Below are 17,116 nucleotides of genomic sequence, written 5' to 3' on the forward strand. Positions count from 1 at the left end.
GGAAGGAAGGTGCAGGCGCCGAGGATTCCCGATATCGCCGGGGGTGGAGCATCGGAGACCTCATTCGGACAACGCCGCGGACAACGCCTGCACGCGCGTCACATCGCTTCCGAGCGCTTGCGCCAGCCGTGTGCCGTACTCCGGATCGGCCTTGTGGAAGTACGACAGCATCGCGTAGCGCGTGGTGTCGTCATCGACGTGGCGCAGGTCGCCCGCCAGGTTGGCCACCAGATTGCGGCGTCCGGTGGCGTTCAAGGCGCGATAGAACTCGCCCGCCTGGCGGAAATTCAGCGTCTTGCCGATGCGCGCCTGCTGGGTGCTGCCCTGCAACGGCAACGCGCTCGCGCGTGCGTGCTCCAGGGCGGGGCGGGGTGCGATCCGCGACGGTTCGTAGTTGACCTTGCCCAGCCGCGCACCGGCGTTCAGCGCGCCGTCCTGGTTGTTGCTGTTCACGGGGATGCGCGGCGCGTTGATCGGGAGCTGCTGGACGTTCGTGCCCACGCGATACAACTGCGTATCGGCGTAGGAGAACACGCGCCCCTGCAGCAACCGGTCCTCGGACGGCTCGATGCCCGGCACCAGGTTGGCCGGCGCAAAGGCGGACTGCTCGGTCTCCTGGAAGATGTTGGCCGGATTGCGGTCCAGCGTCATGGTGCCCACCATGATCTCGGGCACGCCGGTCCAGACCTTCGTCGCGTCGAGCGGATTGAAATCGAAGTCGTCCAGCTGGTCCGGCGCCAGCACCTGCACGTACAGGTCCCACTGCGGATGATCGCCCCGCTCGATGGCCTTCATCAGGTCGCTGGACAGATGGTTGAAGTCGCGCCCCTGCACCTGCTCGACCTCGGCCGCGGACAGGGTGTGCTCGCCCTGCCGGCTGTCCCAGCGGAACTTCACGTAGACGTATTCGTCGCGGTCGTTGACCAGCTTGTAGGCATGCACGCCGTTGCCGTCCATCTCGCGGTAGCTGCGCGGCGTGCCGTAGTCCGAATACACGCGGGTCAGCATGTGGGTGGCCTCGGGCACGTGTGAGAAGAAGTCGAACACGCGCGCCGGATCCTGGATATTGGTGTCGGGGCTCGGCTTCAGCGCATGCACCATGTCCGGGAACTTGATCGCATCGCGGATGAAGAACACCGGCAGGTTGTTGCCGACCAGGTCCCAGTTGCCTTCGGTCGTGTAGAACTTGGTCGCGAAGCCCCGCGGATCGCGCAGCGTTTCGGGCGAATGGTTGCCGTGGATCACCGTGGAGAAACGCACGAACACCGGCGTGACGGCACCGGGCTGGAACAGCTTGGCGCGGGTGTGCCTGGAGATGTCGCCGGTGACGGTGAAGTGGCCATGCGCACCGGTGCCGCGCGCATGCACCACGCGCTCGGGAATGCGTTCGCGCGCGAAACGCTGCAGCTTCTGCACCAGATGGACATCCTGCAGCAGCACCGGACCGTCTTCGCCGGCGGTCTGCGAGTTCTGGTTGTCGCCCACCGGCGCACCGTTGTCGCGCGTGAGCGGGGGCGTGGCGTGCACGGATGTGGATGCGGCGACTGACAGGGCGGCCAGGGAAAGCAGGACGAAAGGGGTTCGTCGGATCATGTGGTGGTCTCCGGTGGATGGGGACCGCACGATGCCGGAGCTGTGCCGGCTTGGATAATCGTTTGTTCTCATGGCCGCCATAGCACCCGGCTATGCGGCATTCCGCGCCGTGCGCGCGAAGCGGGGCCGTGCCGCCCTACAGTGGCGGCATCGCGGTGATGTCGTCGGCGACCAGTTCGATCGCCATCACCAGCGCGTCCTCGCGACCGTCCTTCGCCGGGTAGTAGCGCGGGCGGCGGCCGATCTCGTTGAAGCCTTCGCTGTGGTACAGCACGATCGCGCCCGGGTTGGACGGACGCACTTCCAGGAACACGCGCTGCACACGGTGGTTGCGCGCGATCTTCACCAGCGCACGCAGCAGATGGCGACCGAGACCACGGCCCTGTCGCTCGGGCGCGATGCAGATGTTCAGTACGTGCGCTTCATCGGCGGCGATGCTCAGCAGGCCGTAGCCGATCACCAGGCCGTGCTCGGTCATGACCCACGACGGGTAACCGGCCTTCAGGCAGTCCTTGAAGATGCCGCGTGTCCACGGGAACGGATACGCGCGCTGCTCGATGGCCATCACCGCGTCGAGGTCGCCCTCGCGCATCGGCCGCAGGCTGGACGTGGACACCGGTGAGGCCTCGACGCCCAGCGCGCTCACGTCGGCGTGCCCCGCCGCAGCCGCCGTAGCGTGGGCCAAAGCGCGCGTTTGGCGGCCGGATTGCCGCGCAACTCGCTGGAGGACGGCCATTGTGCGAACAGTTCCGCGGCACCGGGCGCATTCGGATTGCAGCCCGAGGCGCGGATCAGCGCGAAATGCAGGCGGTCGGGCAGCTTCGCACCGCCGGTCCGCGGCGCGGGCGATGCTCGCCGCGCGGGCGGCGCGGTGTCGATGGCGTCGCGTGCAGGCGGACGAGCGCGCGGTGCAACGGAAGCAGGCGCCGGCGCAGGTGTCTCTTCACGTACGGCAGGGGCCTCCGCGACCACCGGCGCGCCGGCCTCGGTCGGCCAGTCCGCCGGCAGGTAGACGGCATGGCCCAGCGCGCGCAGCCAACCCTGCTGCTCGGCCGACCACAGCCGGTCCGCCCCCAGGCTCACGCTGCGGCGTCCTTCTGCCGGCGCAGGCGCTGCCACAGCCAGTAGCCCGGGCCGGACAGCGCGTACACCACGCCCACCGCGAAGAGCGTGCGCGGCAGATCGATGAAGAGGATCGCCAGCACCAGCGGCACCAGCGCCAGCACCACGAACGGGATGCGGTCGGCCTTCGCTCCGCCCTCGCCCGTGCCCTTGAAACTCCAGAAGCGGATGCGGCTGACCATCAGCAGCGCGGCAACCAGCGTGACCGCCAGCGCGACGTAGCGCAGTTCCTCGCCGGTCCAGCCCAGTTCGCCGTCCGCGAACGCCCAGACGAAGGACATCATCAGGCCCGCCGCCGCCGGACTGGCCAGGCCGACGAACCAGCGCTTGTCCACCGTGCCCACCTGGGTGTTGAAGCGGGCCAGCCGCAGCGCCGCGCAGGCCGCGTACAGGAACGCCACCACCCAGCCGACCCGTCCCATCACCGTGCTGTCGAATTTCAGCGCCGACAGCGACCAGTGGTACATCACCAGCGACGGCGCCAGGCCGAAACTGACCAGGTCGGCCAGCGAGTCGTACTGCACGCCGAATTCGCTGCTGGTGCCGGTCAGCCGCGCCACGCGGCCGTCGATCCCGTCCATCAGCCCCGCCACGAACACCGCGATGGCGGCATTGACGAACTGGCCGTTGGCGGCGGCGATGATCGCGAAGAACCCCGCGAACAGGCCGGCGGTGGTGAACAGGTTGGGCAACAGGTAGATCCCCCGCGAGCGCGGGGGCGGCTTGATTTCGTTCATGGGTCGCAGTTTAGCCCAGCGCTCCCCCGGCCGGCTTGCCTGCGCGCCCGGGGGATGCTGCAATCGGGCCTCCCGCGATCCGGAGCTTCCCATGCGCCTCCTGTCCTGCCTTGCCGTGCTGGCGCTCTGCCTGGCGACCGCCACCACCGTACAGGCCCAGCAGGTCTACCAGTGGAAGGACAAGAACGGCGTGACCCATTATTCGGACAGCCCGCCGCCCAACCAGACCGTGCAGAACCGGCGCATCAACCAGTACGGGGCCGCGGCCGCGGAGGTCGCCCAGCCCGCGGGCAAGCCGGTCGACAACCCGCAGTGCGCCAGCGCGCGCGCCAACCTGCAGATCCTCGGCGCCACCAAGGGTCCCATCCAGCAGGACACCGATGGCGACGGCAAGCCTGACACGGTGCTGGACGACACCGGCCGCGAGAACCAGCGCAACCTCGCCGAGGCCGCGGTAAAGGCCTACTGCACGTCCGCCGGCACCTGATCGCACCGGATGCGCGCCTGGCCGGCGATCGTGGCAGGCGTCGCGCTGGGCGTCGGCACCGCCTGGTGGCTGTCCCGCGAATCGCCCGACACCACCGCACGCAAGCAGGCCGCTGCAGAACAGGCCGCCGCCGCGCAGGCCCGTGATGCCCGCCCATCGCTGTACCGCTGGCGCGACGACGCCGGCGTGCTGCAGATCACCGATCAGCCGCCGAAAGGCCGCCGTTACGAGCGCATCGACCGCGACACGCCTACCGGCATCCGCGTGAGCGGCGACGCGGCACCCGCCGATACGGATTGACCCTCGCCCGCCCCGCCCGCGGCCAAGGCTGGCAAAATAGCCGATTCGTCCCTCCCGGATCCCCATGCCGATGCGTCTGTCGCAGTTCCACCTCCGCACCACCAAGGAAACCCCGGCCGACGCCGAACTGGTCAGCCACCAGCTGATGCTGCGCGCCGGCATGATCCGCAAGCTGGCCGCCGGCCTGTACACCTGGTCGCCGCTGGGCCTGCGCGTGCTGCGCAAGGTGGAGACGGTGGTGCGCGAGGAAATGGACAACGCCGGCGCGATCGAGATGATCATGCCGACCATCCAGCCGCGCGAGTTGTGGGAAGAGACCGGCCGCTGGGAGAAGTTCGGCGGCCAGTTGCTGAAGATCACCGACCGCAAGGAACAGCAGTTCTGCTACAGCCCCACCGCGGAGGAAGCCGTCACCGACTTCGCGCGCCAAGAGTTGTCCAGCTACAAGCAGCTGCCGGTCAACTTCTACCAGATCCAGACCAAGTTCCGTGACGAGATCCGTCCGCGCTTCGGCGTGATGCGCGCACGCGAGTTCGTGATGAAGGACGCCTACTCCTTCCACATCACCGACGAGGATCTCGCCCGCGAGTACCGCAACATGCATGCGGCGTACACGCGCATCTTCACCCGCCTTGGCCTGGACTTCCGCGCGGTGCAGGCCGACAGCGGCGCCATCGGCGGCGATGCCTCGCAGGAATTCCACGTGCTGGCCGAGTCCGGCGAGGATTCCATCGCGTTCTCCACCGGCTCGGACTACGCCGCCAACGTCGAAAAGGCGCAGGCCGCCGAGCCCGCCCCGCGCGGCGCAGCCACCGAAGCCATGACCAAGGTCGCCACGCCCACGCAGAAGACCTGCGAGGACGTCGCGGCGCTGCTCGGCCTCCCGCTGCAGCGCACGGTCAAGTCGGTCGCGGTGATGACGGAGGCGGGCTTCGTGCTCGCGCTGGTGCGCGGCGACCACGCGGTCAACGAGATCAAGCTGGGCAAGGTCGCCGGCATGGCCGACTACCGCTTGGCGACGGAGGCCGAGATCCAGGCCCATCTGGGCAGCGAGCCCGGTTTCCTCGGCCCCATCGGCGCGAAGCAGGCGATCCGCGTGGTCGCCGACCGCGACGTGGCGGCGATGGCGGATTTCGTCGTCGGTGCCAACGAGGCCGGTTTCCACCTCACCGGCGTCAACTGGGGCCGAGACCTGCCCGAACCGGAGACCGTGGCCGACATCCGGAATGTGATCGAAGGCGACAAGGCCGCCGATGGTGGCGAGATCCGCCTGGTGCGCGGCATCGAGGTGGGCCACGTGTTCCAGCTTGGCCGCAAGTACAGCGAGGCGATGAAGTTCACTGTGCTGGACGAAACCGGCAAGGCCGCCGCGCCCGCGATGGGGTGCTACGGCATCGGCGTGTCGCGCATCGTCGCGGCGGCCATCGAGCAGAACCACGACGCCAACGGCATCATCTGGCCCGTGCCGATGGCGCCGTGGACGGTCGCCGTGTGCATGATCAATCCGAAGAACGATGCGGCCGTGAATGCCGCCGCCGAGCAGTTGCTGGGGGAATTGCAGTCCGCGGGCATCGAAGCGGTACTGGACGACCGTGGCCTGCGGCCCGGTGCGATGTTCGCCGACATCGAACTGATCGGCATCCCGCACCGCGTCGTCGTTTCGGAGCGCGGCCTGGCGGCGGGGACGTTCGAATACCGCGCGCGTCGTGCGACCGAGGCCGAGAACATCGGCCGCGACGAATTGCTCGCTCGACTGCGCGGCTGATGTCGCATGCTGAAGCGTGGGCGCGGCCGCGCGCTCACGCAGCGTGACGATTTGTACCGCGATTAACTCGTCATTATCATCGGGACTCTGCCAAGGACGGGCCTTTCCCTTCCTGACTGGAGATAGTTGATGTCGATCGACCTGCGTAACCTGTCCGCCAAGGAACTTGGCGCCCTGATTGCCAAGGCCAAGGAACAGCAGACCAAGCTGGCCAAGCGCACGCCCATCGCCACGGTGCGCGGCAAGATCACCAAGTTCGCCAAGGCCGAGGGCTACACGCTGGACGAGTTGTTCGGCACGCCCGGTACCCGCAGCGCAAAGGCGCCGGCGACCAAGCCGGGTCCGCGCGCTGGCAAGAAGCTCGGCAAGGTGGCGCCGAAGTACCGCAACCCGGCCAACCCGAAGGAAACCTGGACCGGCCGCGGCAAGCACCCGCGCTGGATGGCGGCCCTGATCGCGAAGGGCAAGAAGGCCGACGACTTCCTGATCAGGAAGAAGTAATCGCCGACGAACGACACGAAAACGGGAGGCCAGGCCTCCCGTTTTCTTTTGCGATGCGTGGCGGTCTCAGAGATTCTTTCGAGAGGAAATCAGCAGGTTGCCGAACAGCAGGCCGGCGACCAGCGCCATCACCACGTTGGTGACCGCCAGCAGGGCGGATTGGCCCACGCCCACGTCCTGCTGCTGCACCAGCGTCAGCAGGCCGCGCAGGCTGGTGCTGCCCGGCACCAGCATCAGGATGCCGGGCACGCGGATCAGGGCGCCGGGACGGTTGGCCCATCGTGCGAACGCATTGCCGGCGGCGGTCAGCGTCAGCGCCGACAGGAAGATGCCCACCGGGCTGCCCCAGGTCTGGCCGGCATAGCGCGAGATGCTGTAGCCGGCGATCGCCGCCGCCATCACCCAGAAGTAGTCGCGCTTGTGCGCCTTGAACAGCACGGCGAACGCGTAGGCGGCGAACACCATCGAGACCCACTCGACCCATTCGGGCTGCGGCCGCGAGGCGCGCACGTCCGGGTACAGGCCCACCAGCTGCGCCAGCGTCACCGCGATCATGCTGCCGACCGTCAGCTTGAGTACCGTGGCCATCGCGCCGGCGAACCGCGCCACCCCCGACACCAGGTGCTGGCTGGTCAGTTCGTTCACCGCGTTGGTCAGCGCCATGCCGGGCAGCAGCACGATCAGCGAGGCGATGATCACCGTGTTGAGGTTCAGCGGCGCGATGAAGTTCGCCACCAGGATCGCCACAAACCCGGCGACCAGCGCCGAGATCGCATCGCTGGCCTCCTTCATCTTCGGCCGCCGCGCGATCAGTTCGCCCAGCACGCCGATGATCACGCCGATCAGGCCGGCCGTGGCCATGTCCAGCCACGGCAGCCGCCACAGGCCGGCCACCGCGGCGGCGGCCAGGCCCGAGGCGAAGATCTGCATGGCACGCCAGCGCCAGCTTGGCTTGCGATCAAGCGCACGAAGCGCGGTGTGTCCCTGCGCGATGCTCATTTCCCCCGACGACACCGCGTCGGCGATGCGGTCGGCCTCGCTGAGCTTGTGCAGGTCGGTCTCGCCCGGCGCGAGCCGGATCACGCGCGTGCTGTCGCTGGCCCCGAGCGGGCGCGACGGATCGCTGAAGCTCAGGATCAGGCCGGTCGGATTCGACCACGGCTCGCAGTCCAGCCCCAGACGCTGGGACAGGCCGACCACCGTGCCTTCCAGCCGCTGCGCGGTGGTGCCGTAGCTGTGCAGGCGGCCGGCGATCTCGCAGACGAAGGCGATGCGCTGGGCATAGGTGGCGGTGGTCAGCATGTCGTCGGCCATCGGCACAGTATCGCCCAAGCTCGCGTGCGATGGCTTCATGCGGGGCCGCTTACACTGTGCGCGGACGACGGGGGCAGGGGGCAAGGTGGGGATCGGCGAAGCCATGGCACTGGGCAGCGCGGCCGCGTGGGCGGTCGGCGTGATCCTGGCGCGCCAACTCGGCGCGCATCTGCCGCCACTGGCGCTCAACCTGCTGAAGAACGGACTGGTGCTGGCCGTGCTCGCGCCGGTCGCCGTCCTCGTGTACGCCGGTGCATGGCCCGCGTTGCCCGCGCGCGACGTGGCGATCGTGCTGGCCAGCGGCATCATCGGCATCGCCTTGGCCGACACGCTGTACTTCCGTGCGCTCAACGAGCTCGGCGCCGGGCGCATGGGCGTCATCGGCAACCTCTACAGCCCGCTGGTCCTGGTGCTGGGCTTCGTCTTCCTCGATGAGCGCCTCGGCGGTGCCCAGTGGCTGGGCTTCGCGCTGGTGGCGATGGGCGTGCTGCTGGTCAGCCGGCCACCCGGCGAATGGCGTACGCATCCCCAGCACACCGCACGCGGCGTGCTGCTCGGCCTGCTCGCCATCGCCTTGATGGCCGTGGCCATCGTGATGGTGAAGCGCACCCTGGAAACGCAGCCGCTGCTGTGGGTGACGCTGCTGCGCCTGGTCGGCGCCGTCGCCGGCCTGGCGCTGCTGGCCGCCCTGCCCGCCATGCGCAAGCGCATGCACTTCGTCCCCCGCGACGTGCCCTGGCACCGTCTGGTACTCGCCGCGCTCATCGGCCAAGGCCTGTCGATGGTGCTGTGGCTGGGCGGCTACAAGTACACCAGCGCCTCGGTGGCGGCGATCCTCAACGAGTGCGCCTCGGTATTCCTCGTGCTGCTGGCCGCGTTGTGGCTGCGTGAACCGCTGGGCCGCAGGGCCTTCACCGGCGTGCTGCTAACGTTCACCGGGATAGCCTGTATGCTCCTTGGCCGAGCGACGCCATGACCCCCACCCTTGCCCGCCCGCAGTACGAAGCAGATCCCGGCGACCCCCAGCGCGTGAAGCTGGCGGGCGACTGGACGCTCGCGAGCGCGTTGACGGTGGCCGAGCAGCTGAAGACGCTGCCGGAGACCGTCAACCGGCTCGATGCCACCGCGATCAACCGCATCGACTCCGCCGGCGTGCTGCAGCTGCTGCGCTTCGCCAAGCGCCGCGGCATGGAGCCTTCGGACATCGCATTCCGCCAGGACCACCAAGCGCTGGTCAGCACCATCGAGGACGTCGCCGACGACCGCCCGCCGCGCAAGCGCGACTACGGCTTCCTGGCCGCCCTGTCGCGGCTGGGCTTCCGCGTGCACGAGAACAAGCAGGAAATCATCGCCCTGCTCAGCTTCACCGGCGAGAACCTGGTCAAGCTGGTGCGCATGGTCAAGGAGCCGCGCCGCTTCCGCCCCACCGCCACCGTGGCGCACATGGAAGCCGTCGGCCTGGACGCCGTGCCGCTGGTGATCCTGCTGTCGTACATGGTGGGCGCGGTGATCGCCTTCCTCGGCTCCACCGTGCTGCGCGACTTCGGCGCGGAGATCTACGTGGTGGAACTGGTCAGCATCGCCTTCCTGCGCGAATTCGCGGTGTTGATGACCGCCATCGTGCTGGCCGGCCGTACCGCGTCGGCGTTCACCGCGCAGATCGGCGCGATGAAGAGCCGCGAGGAGATCGACGCGATCCGCACGCTGGGGCTGGACCCGATCGACCTGCTGGTCATCCCGCGCCTGATCGCGCTGCTGGTGATGCTGCCGCTGCTGACCTTCATCTCGATGATGGCCGGCCTGGCCGGCGGCGTTACCGTGGGCGCCTTCGACCTGGGCATCCCGCCGCAGATGTACATCGCCCGCATGCACGACACCATCGAGGTGAAGCATTTCCTCGTCGGCCTGTCCAAGGCGCCGGTATTCGCGCTGGTGATCGGCCTGATCGGCTGCCTGGAGGGCCTGCGCGTGGAAGGCACCGCGCAGTCGGTCGGTGAGCGCACCACGTCCAGCGTGGTGCAGACGATTTCGCTGGTCATCATGATCGACGCGCTGGCCGCGTTGTGGTTCATGCACATGGACTGGTGAGCATGGCCGACGACACCCCCATCATCCAGGTGCGCGGCCTGGTCAACCGCTTCGGCGAACAGACCGTGCACGAAGACCTCGACCTGGACGTGCGCCGTGGCGAGATCATCGGCGTGGTCGGCGGCTCCGGTACCGGCAAATCGGTGCTGATGCGCTCGATCCTCGGCCTGCGCCAGCCGAACGAGGGCCAGATCACCGTGCTGGGCGAGGATGCCCGTTCGGAAGATCCGGCTGCGCGGCAGCACATCGAACGCAACACCGGCGTGCTGTTCCAGGACGGCGCGCTGTTCTCGTCGCTGACGGTCGGCGAGAACGTGCAGGTGCCGCTGAAGGAACATCACCCCGAGCTGCCCGACAGTTGGCGTTACGAGCTGGCGCTGCTGAAGGTGAAGCTGGCCGGCCTGCCGGCCGACGCGCTGAACAAGCTGCCATCGCAATTGTCCGGCGGCATGCGCAAGCGTGCCGGCCTGGCACGTGCGCTGGCGCTGGACCCGCCGCTGCTGTTCCTCGACGAACCCACGGCGGGCCTCGACCCCATCGGTGCCGCCGCGTTCGACCGGCTGATCAAGACGCTGCAGGAAGCACTGGGCCTGACGGTCTTCCTGATCACCCACGACCTCGACACGCTGTATGCGATCTGCGACCGCGTCGCGGTGCTGGCCGACAAGCGGGTGATCACGGCGGCACCCATCGAGGAGGTCGAACAGTTCGATCATCCCTGGGTACAGGAATACTTCCACGGTCCGCGCGCGCGCGCCGCGCGCAGCGGACAGCAGGCCTCCCGGCCCCTCACTTCGCAAACGGCGGTCTGATCCATGGAAACACGCGCCAATTACGTGCTCATCGGTGCCTTCACCATCATCATCGCCGCCGCGCTGCTGCTGTTCGGCCTGTGGGCGGCGAAGTATTCGTCCGAGCGCACCTGGCAGGAATACCAGGTCGTCTTCCGCGAAGCGGTGACCGGCCTGACGGTCGGCAGCCCCGTGCAGTACAACGGCATCGCGGTCGGCTCGATCACCAAGCTGTCGCTGGCGCCGAACGATCCACGCCAGGTGATCGCCCGCATCCGCGTGGAGTCTTACACGCCGGTGAAGACCGACACCCGCGCCAAGCTGGCCATCACCAGCCTGACCGGGCCGACCATCATCCAGCTGAGCGGCGGCACGCCGCAGGCACCGACGCTGACCAGTGTCGACCGCCGCGAGGCGCCCGTGATCCAGACCGCACCGTCGGCGCTGCAGAACATCACCGACACCGCCAACCGCATCGTCGAGCGCCTCGATCAGGTACTCAGCGACAAGAACGTCGCCAGCATCACGGCGACGCTGCACAACCTGGAGTCGATGAGCAACTCGCTGGCCAGCCGCGAAGACGGCATCGAAGCCCTGATCGTCAGCGCGCGCGACGCCGCGCAGAACCTGGACAAGACGCTCACCACCACCAACGGCGCCATCGAGCGGCTGGACAAGAACCTGGTGCAGGAACTGCCGGGCATCCTGGACAAGCTGGAGACCACGCTGGGCAAGCTGGACTCGGCCGCCGGCAATGCCGATGCGATCCTCGGCGAGAACCGTGCCGCCATCAACAGCTTCGCCAGCGACGGTCTCGGCCAGTTGGGGCCCACCCTCACCGAACTGCGCGGGCTGGTACGCGACCTGCGTCGCGTCAGCGACCGCCTCGAAGGCAATCCCGCGCGCTACCTGCTCGGCCGCGACGCACCCAAGGAGTTCGACCCGAAATGAAGCCGCTGCGTCTTTTCTTCGCCCTCCCCTTCGCCCTGGCCCTGGCCGGCTGCTCGATTCTGGGCAGCGAGCAGCGCGATCCGGTCACGATCTTTGCGCCCGACGTCCGCGTGCAGGCGCGCCCGGAGTGGCCCGCCGCCGCCTGGACGCTCATCATCGCCAAGCCGACGGCCGCGCGCGTGATCGACAGCCCCCGCATCAGCGTGCGGCCGACGCCCGGCGAGCTGCAGGTGTATCGCGGCGTCTCGTGGGCGTTGCCGGCGACCGACATGTTGCAGGACGCGGTGCAGCGCACGCTGGAGGATTCGGGGCGGATTCCCGCCGTGGCCAGCGCCGATGCCGGTATCCTCGGCGACTACAAACTGGTGATGGACCTGCGTCGCTTCGAGGCCGATTACGCCGGCAGCGCGCAGCCTTCGGCGGTGGTCGAAGTGAACGCCAAGCTCGTCAACAACCGTGGCCAGCGCGTCGTCGCGTCGCGCACGTTCCTGCAGCAGAAGCAGGCAACCAGCGTCGACGTGGCGCAGGTGGCGACCGCGTTCGAAGAGGCGCTGGAAGCGGCCACCGCCGATATCGCCGGCTGGGTGCTGGTCTCCGGCAACAGCGATCCGAACCCCGGTCGATGAGCCGGCCGGCGCGTCAGCGACGGCGCGCAGGATCGATCCAGCGGAACGTCAGGTTGATGCGTGGCGCCACCGGCTTCGCCGTGCGCGGCAAGGCATGGCGATAGTGCCGCTGGGTATCGCCGGACATCACCAGCAGGCTGCCGTGCGGTAGTTCGTATGCCGCCCGCAGTGCGGCATCCTGCTTGTTCTTCAGCACGAAACGACGCGCTCCGCCGAGGCTGATCGAGGCGATTACCGGCTGCGGCCCCAGTTCAGGCTCATCGTCACTGTGCCAGCCCATCGCATCGCGGCCATCGCGGTACAGGTTCGCCAGCACGCTGTTGAACGGGGTGTCGAGGTCGTCCTGCAGACGCAACCGCAGGTCGGACAGGGCGTCCGTCCACGGATGCGGCGTGAAGTCCGTGCCCGAATAGCGGTACACCGCATCCGCATCGCCGATCCACGCGCTCAATCTCGGCGAATCGACCTGGCGCCCGAAGATCCGGATGCGGTGCACGCTCCACGGCAGCGTCCGGCGCAGATCGTCCAGTAGCGCATCGGCCTCGATGGGCGGCAGCCAGACGGGCCGATAGACGAGATGCGCGCCGGGCAACGCGTCCGGCCCATCCCCCGGCAGCGGCAAAGGTATGGTCATGTCCATGATGCTCGCGGATTTGCCCCGCCCCGTGCAAACCACGAAAATGGCGGAAGCCTAACGCCACGCTGGAGCCGAACCGATGTCCGATGTCGAACGCGATGTGATGGAGTACGACGTCGTCACCGTCGGCGCAGGGCCGTCCGGTCTCGCCTTCGCCATCCGGCTCAAGCAGCTGAATCCCGAGCTCTCGGTATGCGTGATCGAGAAGTCCAGCACCATTGGCGCGCACATCCTCTCTGGCGCGGTCATCGAGCCGCAGCCGCTCGACGCGCTGCTGCCCGGCTGGCGCGACAACCCGCCGCCGGTCTGCGTGCCGGCGAAGGACGATGAGTTCTGGTTCTTCAGCAAGGAGGGCGGACGCAAGTTCCCGATCGTGCCGCCGGGCATGCGCAACCACGGCAACTTCATCGTCTCGCTCGGCGCCATGTGCGCTTGGCTCGCCCCGCAGGCCGAAGCGCTGGGCGTGGAAATCTATCCCGGCTTCGCCGCGTCCGAGACGCTGCACGATGACGACGGCAAGGTCGTCGGCGTGCGCATCGGCGACATGGGCGTCGCGAAGGACGGCAGCCACAAGCCCGGCTACACGCCCGGCATCGACATCCGCGCCAAGGTCACCGTGCTTGCCGAAGGCGCGCGCGGCCACCTGACCAAGCGGCTGGTGAAGCGCTTCGCGCTGGACAAGGACAGCGATCCGCAGGCGTATTCGATCGGCATCAAGGAGCTGTGGCAGGTGCCGGAAGGCCGCGTCACGCCCGGCAAGATCGTGCACACGCTCGGCTGGCCGGCCAGCAACGACATCTACGGCGGCAGCTTCCTGTACCACCTGGAGAACAACCAGATCGCGCTGGGCTACGTCAGCGGCCTGGACTACAAGGATCCGGAGTACAGGCCGTGGGAGGCCTTCCAGCAATGGAAGAACCACCCGCTGATCAAGCCGGTCCTCGAAGGCGGCAGCATCCTGTCCGCCGGCGCGCGCGCCATTGTCACCGGCGGCTGGCAGTCGCTGCCGAAGGTCGAGATGCCCGGCGCCCTGCTGATCGGCGATACCGCCGGCCTGCTCAACGTGCCGAAGATCAAGGGCACGCACCAGGCGATCCGCAGCGGCATGTTGGCAGCCGAACACCTGATCGCGTCGCAGCTCGCGCCCGAAGGCTTCGACGCGAAACTTCGCGCATCGGATGCGATGGCGGAGCTGAAGTCCGTCCGCAACATCAAACCCGGTTTCAAGAAGGGCCTGTGGTTCGGCATGGCCAACGCCGCATGGGAAACCGCCGTCGGCGGCCTCTCGCCGTGGACGCTGAAGGTGAAGCCCGACTGGTCGTCGCTCGACAAGGTCGGCGAGTACGAAGAGCCCAAGCGCGACTACGTTGACCGCACCCTGGCCCCACGCGACCGCCTGCAGGGCGTCTACTTCGCCGCCACCGAACACGACGAAGACCAGCCCGTGCACCTGCGCGTGCACGACACCTCCGTCTGCGTCAGCCGCTGCGCCGCCGAATACGACAACCCCTGCACCCGCTTCTGCCCGGCCGGCGTCTACGAGATCGTCGACGACGGCGAAGGCAAGCGCCTGCAGATCAACGCCGCCAACTGCGTGCACTGCAAGACCTGCGACATCAAGGACCCCTACCAGATCATCGACTGGGTGACGCCGGAAGGCGGGGCGGGCCCGAATTACCAGAATCTCTGATGTAACCGCTATCATAAAAAAGGGCCCCGATACTCGGGGCCCTTTTTCTTGCGGAATCGCTCAGGTCACTTTGGCACTTGCGCAACCCACGCCTGCGGCTGGCTAGTTACCGCCTGTTGCGTGCTGGCGTTGGCCGCCCTCCAGATTGTGTTGACGCTGCCGTTGCGCCAAAGGATATCGTCCTTACCGTCACCATCATAATCCGCCACGGCGGCAACAACCCAGTAAGCAGGCACCGAACTCACACTCTGCTGAGTGAGATGGCTTCCGGATTTCCAGATGGCATTGGAAGCACCGTTACGCCACAGAATGTCCGCGCGACCATCTCCATCAAAATCGCCGATTTCGGCAACCTTCCAGTAAGTGGCCAGCGTCGCCACGCTCTGCACGCTCGCAGAGTTCGCGGAGCGCCAGATAGCGTTGGCACCCGTCGTGGTATTCCTCCAGAGAATGTCGGAAACCCCGTCTCCGTTGAAGTCACCGACTCCTGCTACCGTCCAGGCAGCGTCGAGCGCAGTCACGGCCTGTTGCGCACTCGCGACGCCGCCCTTCCAGATCGTGTTGGAACGGCCATTCCGCCACAAGATATCGTCGGCTCCATCTCCGTTGAAGTCACCGACAGCCGCGACCTTCCAGTGAGTACCGACCGAGCTTATGGTCTTCTGAGAGGTCGCGTCACCATTCTTCCAGATTGCATTGGCACCCGTGGCGTAGTTCCGCCAGAGGATATCGGTCTTGCCGTCACCATCGAAGTCGCCCAGCCCAGCAACGGTCCAGGTCAACTGGAGCGAGTACACATACTGTTGCGTCGACGAGGATGCCGACTTCCAGATGACGTTCGCGCCCGTCGAAGTATTCCGCCAGTAGATATCCGACCGCCCATCACCATCGAAATCGTCCTTTGTGTTGCCGAACGGAACCACGGTCGCGCGGAACATCGCAACCACCGGAATCGTCAGATTGAGGCTGCGCGCATTGTCTTCGCTGTTCGCCACGCCGCAAGCGAGGTTGCCCGTGCCGCCACACGTGCTCTTGAGCGGCGTCGAGAAGATTCGGTGCGGGGTCTGGCCCGTATCGCCATACGCCATCACGGTGTAGAAGTTGCCGGCCGCCGTGCCCGTTTTGTAGCCGAAGGAGTAGGGATAGCGGCCGTACTGCAGCGCCCCTCCCGTCGCGGTCGAGTTGGCGCGATCATGCGCCGAACCCATCAGGTGCGCGGCTTCGTGCACCAGCGTTTCGTCGGCGCAATAGTAAGTCTTACCGTCGCTGCCGGTGTCGAAGCCATCGCTGATCACCGCATAGCCCCACGCCGCGTCCGCGGAGGTGATGGCGGTCTGGTTCGCGCCATTCAGCCATGCGATGCCGCAGCCCTCGTTCTCCGGCGTACTGAACTTGCGAACCAGAACAGCAATGTCCGCACCGTACTGGTCGCGCGCCGTGCGCAAAGGCGCCAGGCTTGCGGGAACCGTAACGGGAGAACTGCCCGTACTACCGGTCAGTTCCTGCAGCGCCGTCTGGTTGGTATTTGTATTGGTGTAGCTGACCTGCACGGCGTTCACGATGCGCAGATAGCCATTGATAGCGCTGTTCGCGAAGGCCTGGTTACCTACTTGCACCAGGTAGACAAGCCTCGTCGCGGCACCGGAAGCGCCACCATTGGCGGTGGCGAACTCAGGCGTGTAGCCCACGGCGACATCGATGGTGTTGGCGGCAGTCGGTGGGGCAGCCTGCGCCACCGCGGTGGCGCCCTGACTCACCTGTGCCGACTGGCTGACAGCCGCCGCCATCGACGAGCGCAGCGTGGCCGCCTCGGGAATCATCACGTCCTCATGCCCTTTCGTAGCGGAGACGACCTTGGACGGGTCCGTCTGCACGGCGAACACGGTGCCGTTGCGGGTCTGCAGGCTCAGGGCCGGCTTGCCGTTGGCCTGCGGAATCGAGCCGAATACGGCCTTCTCGCCGAAGGTGATGATGGCTTCCTGCATCGGATCGCCGCCAACGACGCGTCCGATCCACGTCCAGTTGCCGTCGATCTCTTCAACATGGCGCTCGTAGCGCAGCTTGACCTGGCTGCCATCGGGTGAAGGCACCGTCATTTCACCGGTCGCGATGCCCTTGAAGGCATGCGCCTCACTCATGGCGGTCGGGAACCAGGTATAGGCGCCCTCCTGCTTGGTGGGCACTGCCTTGTTGGGATAGGACAACAGCGCACCACGATCAGGCGCATTCGCGATGGACGCGCCGATCGCGCGGGCCAGCGGCAGCGACGTCGGCAGATTGCCGGTCGCTTTGGTTGCGGCCACGCCGCGCATCCCTGCCATGCCCGATTCGGGGCTTTCTCCACTGCACCCGGCCAAAACCAACATCAAGGCGCAAGCGCCGACCCGGAGTTTCATACGTACGCCTCTGAGAAAAAACGGATAGAGCCCCTGAACGGACACTATAGCCCAGCCGCCGGGCCACAAATAGCCAACAGGTTCCCTTCTCCGCCTTATCGGCCGGAAAACGTACAGC

Annotated in this window: 16 protein-coding genes and 1 pseudogene; 10 read left to right on the plus strand and 7 right to left on the minus strand. The window is 67.3% G+C overall.

From position 1 onward, the window contains the following. Nucleotides 1-60 precede the first annotated feature (60 nt). From CSC78_RS05700 to pssA, 4 genes are all read right to left on the minus strand, one after another. Nucleotides 61-1,593 (minus strand): catalase, encoded by a 1,533-nt coding sequence (locus CSC78_RS05700; RefSeq protein ID WP_162336948.1) that lies wholly within the window; start codon nucleotides 1,591-1,593, stop codon nucleotides 61-63. 136 nt (nucleotides 1,594-1,729) lie between these two features. Then, nucleotides 1,730-2,185, minus strand: a complete 456-nt coding sequence (gene rimI, locus CSC78_RS05705; protein ID WP_379608863.1) for a ribosomal protein S18-alanine N-acetyltransferase — start codon at nucleotides 2,183-2,185, stop codon at nucleotides 1,730-1,732. A 50-nt stretch (nucleotides 2,186-2,235) separates the two neighbouring features. Then, nucleotides 2,236-2,670 (minus strand): alanine acetyltransferase, encoded by a 435-nt coding sequence (locus CSC78_RS05710; RefSeq protein ID WP_202924131.1) that lies wholly within the window; start codon nucleotides 2,668-2,670, stop codon nucleotides 2,236-2,238. 2 nt (nucleotides 2,671-2,672) lie between these two features. After that, nucleotides 2,673-3,452: a CDP-diacylglycerol--serine O-phosphatidyltransferase gene (gene pssA / locus CSC78_RS05715; RefSeq protein WP_162336951.1), complete on the minus strand. Its 780-nt coding sequence runs from the start codon at nucleotides 3,450-3,452 to the stop codon at nucleotides 2,673-2,675. A 91-nt stretch (nucleotides 3,453-3,543) separates the two neighbouring features. On the opposite strand from pssA, the gene CSC78_RS05720 reads away from it, so the two are divergent. The 4 genes and pseudogenes from CSC78_RS05720 to CSC78_RS05735 all read left to right on the plus strand — a co-directional run. Next, on the plus strand, nucleotides 3,544-3,939 hold the full coding sequence (locus CSC78_RS05720; RefSeq protein WP_162336952.1) for a DUF4124 domain-containing protein: 396 nt from the start codon (nucleotides 3,544-3,546) through the stop codon (nucleotides 3,937-3,939). Between the two features lie 9 nt (nucleotides 3,940-3,948). Continuing rightward, nucleotides 3,949-4,239 (plus strand): DUF4124 domain-containing protein, encoded by a 291-nt coding sequence (locus CSC78_RS05725; RefSeq protein WP_162336953.1) that lies wholly within the window; start codon nucleotides 3,949-3,951, stop codon nucleotides 4,237-4,239. Nucleotides 4,240-4,309: 70 nt separating this feature from the next. Continuing rightward, entirely contained in the window at nucleotides 4,310-6,004 is a 1,695-nt protein-coding gene (locus CSC78_RS05730) for a proline--tRNA ligase (protein WP_162337065.1), read from the plus strand. 129 nt (nucleotides 6,005-6,133) lie between these two features. Then, nucleotides 6,134-6,499: pseudogene (locus tag CSC78_RS05735) on the plus strand (H-NS histone family protein); the annotation flags it as partial. A 72-nt stretch (nucleotides 6,500-6,571) separates the two neighbouring features. Here the strand turns inward: CSC78_RS05735 and CSC78_RS05740 are convergent. After that, entirely contained in the window at nucleotides 6,572-7,819 is a 1,248-nt protein-coding gene (locus tag CSC78_RS05740; protein WP_162337066.1) for a threonine/serine exporter family protein, read from the minus strand. A 103-nt stretch (nucleotides 7,820-7,922) separates the two neighbouring features. On the opposite strand from CSC78_RS05740, the gene CSC78_RS05745 reads away from it, so the two are divergent. Genes CSC78_RS05745 through CSC78_RS05765 form a run of 5 tightly spaced genes read left to right on the plus strand, consistent with a single transcriptional unit; the run spans nucleotide 7,923 to nucleotide 12,275 of the window. Next, nucleotides 7,923-8,795 (plus strand): DMT family transporter, encoded by an 873-nt coding sequence (locus CSC78_RS05745; protein ID WP_162336955.1) that lies wholly within the window; start codon nucleotides 7,923-7,925, stop codon nucleotides 8,793-8,795. Continuing rightward, on the plus strand, nucleotides 8,792-9,907 hold the full coding sequence (locus tag CSC78_RS05750) for an ABC transporter permease (protein ID WP_162336956.1): 1,116 nt from the start codon (nucleotides 8,792-8,794) through the stop codon (nucleotides 9,905-9,907). Before CSC78_RS05745 ends, CSC78_RS05750 begins: the two co-directional genes overlap by 4 nt. 2 nt (nucleotides 9,908-9,909) lie before the next feature. Then, nucleotides 9,910-10,719 carry an ABC transporter ATP-binding protein gene (locus CSC78_RS05755; protein ID WP_162336957.1) on the plus strand — a complete coding sequence of 270 codons (810 nt, stop codon included), beginning with the start codon at nucleotides 9,910-9,912 and terminating at the stop codon, nucleotides 10,717-10,719. A 3-nt stretch (nucleotides 10,720-10,722) separates the two neighbouring features. Beyond that, the gene (locus tag CSC78_RS05760) at nucleotides 10,723-11,649 is read left to right on the plus strand and encodes an MlaD family protein (protein ID WP_162336958.1); all 927 of its coding nucleotides are present in this window, start codon (nucleotides 10,723-10,725) and stop codon (nucleotides 11,647-11,649) included. Then, on the plus strand, nucleotides 11,646-12,275 hold the full coding sequence (locus tag CSC78_RS05765; protein WP_162336959.1) for an ABC-type transport auxiliary lipoprotein family protein: 630 nt from the start codon (nucleotides 11,646-11,648) through the stop codon (nucleotides 12,273-12,275). Before CSC78_RS05760 ends, CSC78_RS05765 begins: the two co-directional genes overlap by 4 nt. Before the next feature lie 13 nt (nucleotides 12,276-12,288). Here the strand turns inward: CSC78_RS05765 and CSC78_RS05770 are convergent, their stop codons facing one another. Next, complete coding sequence (locus CSC78_RS05770; RefSeq protein ID WP_162336960.1) at nucleotides 12,289-12,909, minus strand: alpha-ketoglutarate-dependent dioxygenase AlkB family protein; 621 nt, start codon at nucleotides 12,907-12,909, stop codon at nucleotides 12,289-12,291. A gap of 82 nt (nucleotides 12,910-12,991) precedes the next feature. Here CSC78_RS05770 and CSC78_RS05775 point away from each other — a divergent pair, with 82 nt between their 5' ends. Beyond that, nucleotides 12,992-14,602 (plus strand): electron transfer flavoprotein-ubiquinone oxidoreductase, encoded by a 1,611-nt coding sequence (locus CSC78_RS05775; protein WP_162336961.1) that lies wholly within the window; start codon nucleotides 12,992-12,994, stop codon nucleotides 14,600-14,602. 65 nt (nucleotides 14,603-14,667) lie between these two features. Here CSC78_RS05775 and CSC78_RS05780 read toward each other — a convergent pair whose 3' ends face one another. Further along, complete coding sequence (locus CSC78_RS05780) at nucleotides 14,668-16,923, minus strand: FG-GAP-like repeat-containing protein (RefSeq protein ID WP_162336962.1); 2,256 nt, start codon at nucleotides 16,921-16,923, stop codon at nucleotides 14,668-14,670. Nucleotides 16,924-17,116 lie beyond the last annotated feature (193 nt).

Source organism: Pseudoxanthomonas japonensis (genome assembly GCF_010093445.1).
GTDB lineage: Bacteria > Pseudomonadota > Gammaproteobacteria > Xanthomonadales > Xanthomonadaceae > Pseudoxanthomonas_A > Pseudoxanthomonas_A japonensis.

What these genes read in the sequence shown, in the direction of transcription:
- CSC78_RS05770 (WP_162336960.1), bottom strand. Translation starts at nt 12,909, where the DNA reads ATGACCATACCTTTGCCGCTGCCGGGGGATGGGCCGGACGCGTTGCCC.
- CSC78_RS05725 (WP_162336953.1), top strand. Translation starts at nt 3,949, where the DNA reads ATGCGCGCCTGGCCGGCGATCGTGGCAGGCGTCGCGCTGGGCGTCGGC.
- CSC78_RS05780 (WP_162336962.1), bottom strand. Translation starts at nt 16,923, where the DNA reads ATGGCAGGGATGCGCGGCGTGGCCGCAACCAAAGCGACCGGCAATCTG.
- CSC78_RS05760 (WP_162336958.1), top strand. Translation starts at nt 10,723, where the DNA reads ATGGAAACACGCGCCAATTACGTGCTCATCGGTGCCTTCACCATCATC.
- CSC78_RS05740 (WP_162337066.1), bottom strand. Translation starts at nt 7,819, where the DNA reads ATGGCCGACGACATGCTGACCACCGCCACCTATGCCCAGCGCATCGCC.
- CSC78_RS05765 (WP_162336959.1), top strand. Translation starts at nt 11,646, where the DNA reads ATGAAGCCGCTGCGTCTTTTCTTCGCCCTCCCCTTCGCCCTGGCCCTG.
- CSC78_RS05720 (WP_162336952.1), top strand. Translation starts at nt 3,544, where the DNA reads ATGCGCCTCCTGTCCTGCCTTGCCGTGCTGGCGCTCTGCCTGGCGACC.
- CSC78_RS05755 (WP_162336957.1), top strand. Translation starts at nt 9,910, where the DNA reads ATGGCCGACGACACCCCCATCATCCAGGTGCGCGGCCTGGTCAACCGC.
- CSC78_RS05750 (WP_162336956.1), top strand. Translation starts at nt 8,792, where the DNA reads ATGACCCCCACCCTTGCCCGCCCGCAGTACGAAGCAGATCCCGGCGAC.
- CSC78_RS05700 (WP_162336948.1), bottom strand. Translation starts at nt 1,593, where the DNA reads ATGATCCGACGAACCCCTTTCGTCCTGCTTTCCCTGGCCGCCCTGTCA.
- CSC78_RS05730 (WP_162337065.1), top strand. Translation starts at nt 4,310, where the DNA reads ATGCGTCTGTCGCAGTTCCACCTCCGCACCACCAAGGAAACCCCGGCC.
- pssA (WP_162336951.1), bottom strand. Translation starts at nt 3,452, where the DNA reads ATGAACGAAATCAAGCCGCCCCCGCGCTCGCGGGGGATCTACCTGTTG.
- CSC78_RS05775 (WP_162336961.1), top strand. Translation starts at nt 12,992, where the DNA reads ATGTCCGATGTCGAACGCGATGTGATGGAGTACGACGTCGTCACCGTC.
- CSC78_RS05745 (WP_162336955.1), top strand. Translation starts at nt 7,923, where the DNA reads ATGGCACTGGGCAGCGCGGCCGCGTGGGCGGTCGGCGTGATCCTGGCG.
- rimI (WP_379608863.1), bottom strand. Translation starts at nt 2,185, where the DNA reads ATGCGCGAGGGCGACCTCGACGCGGTGATGGCCATCGAGCAGCGCGCG.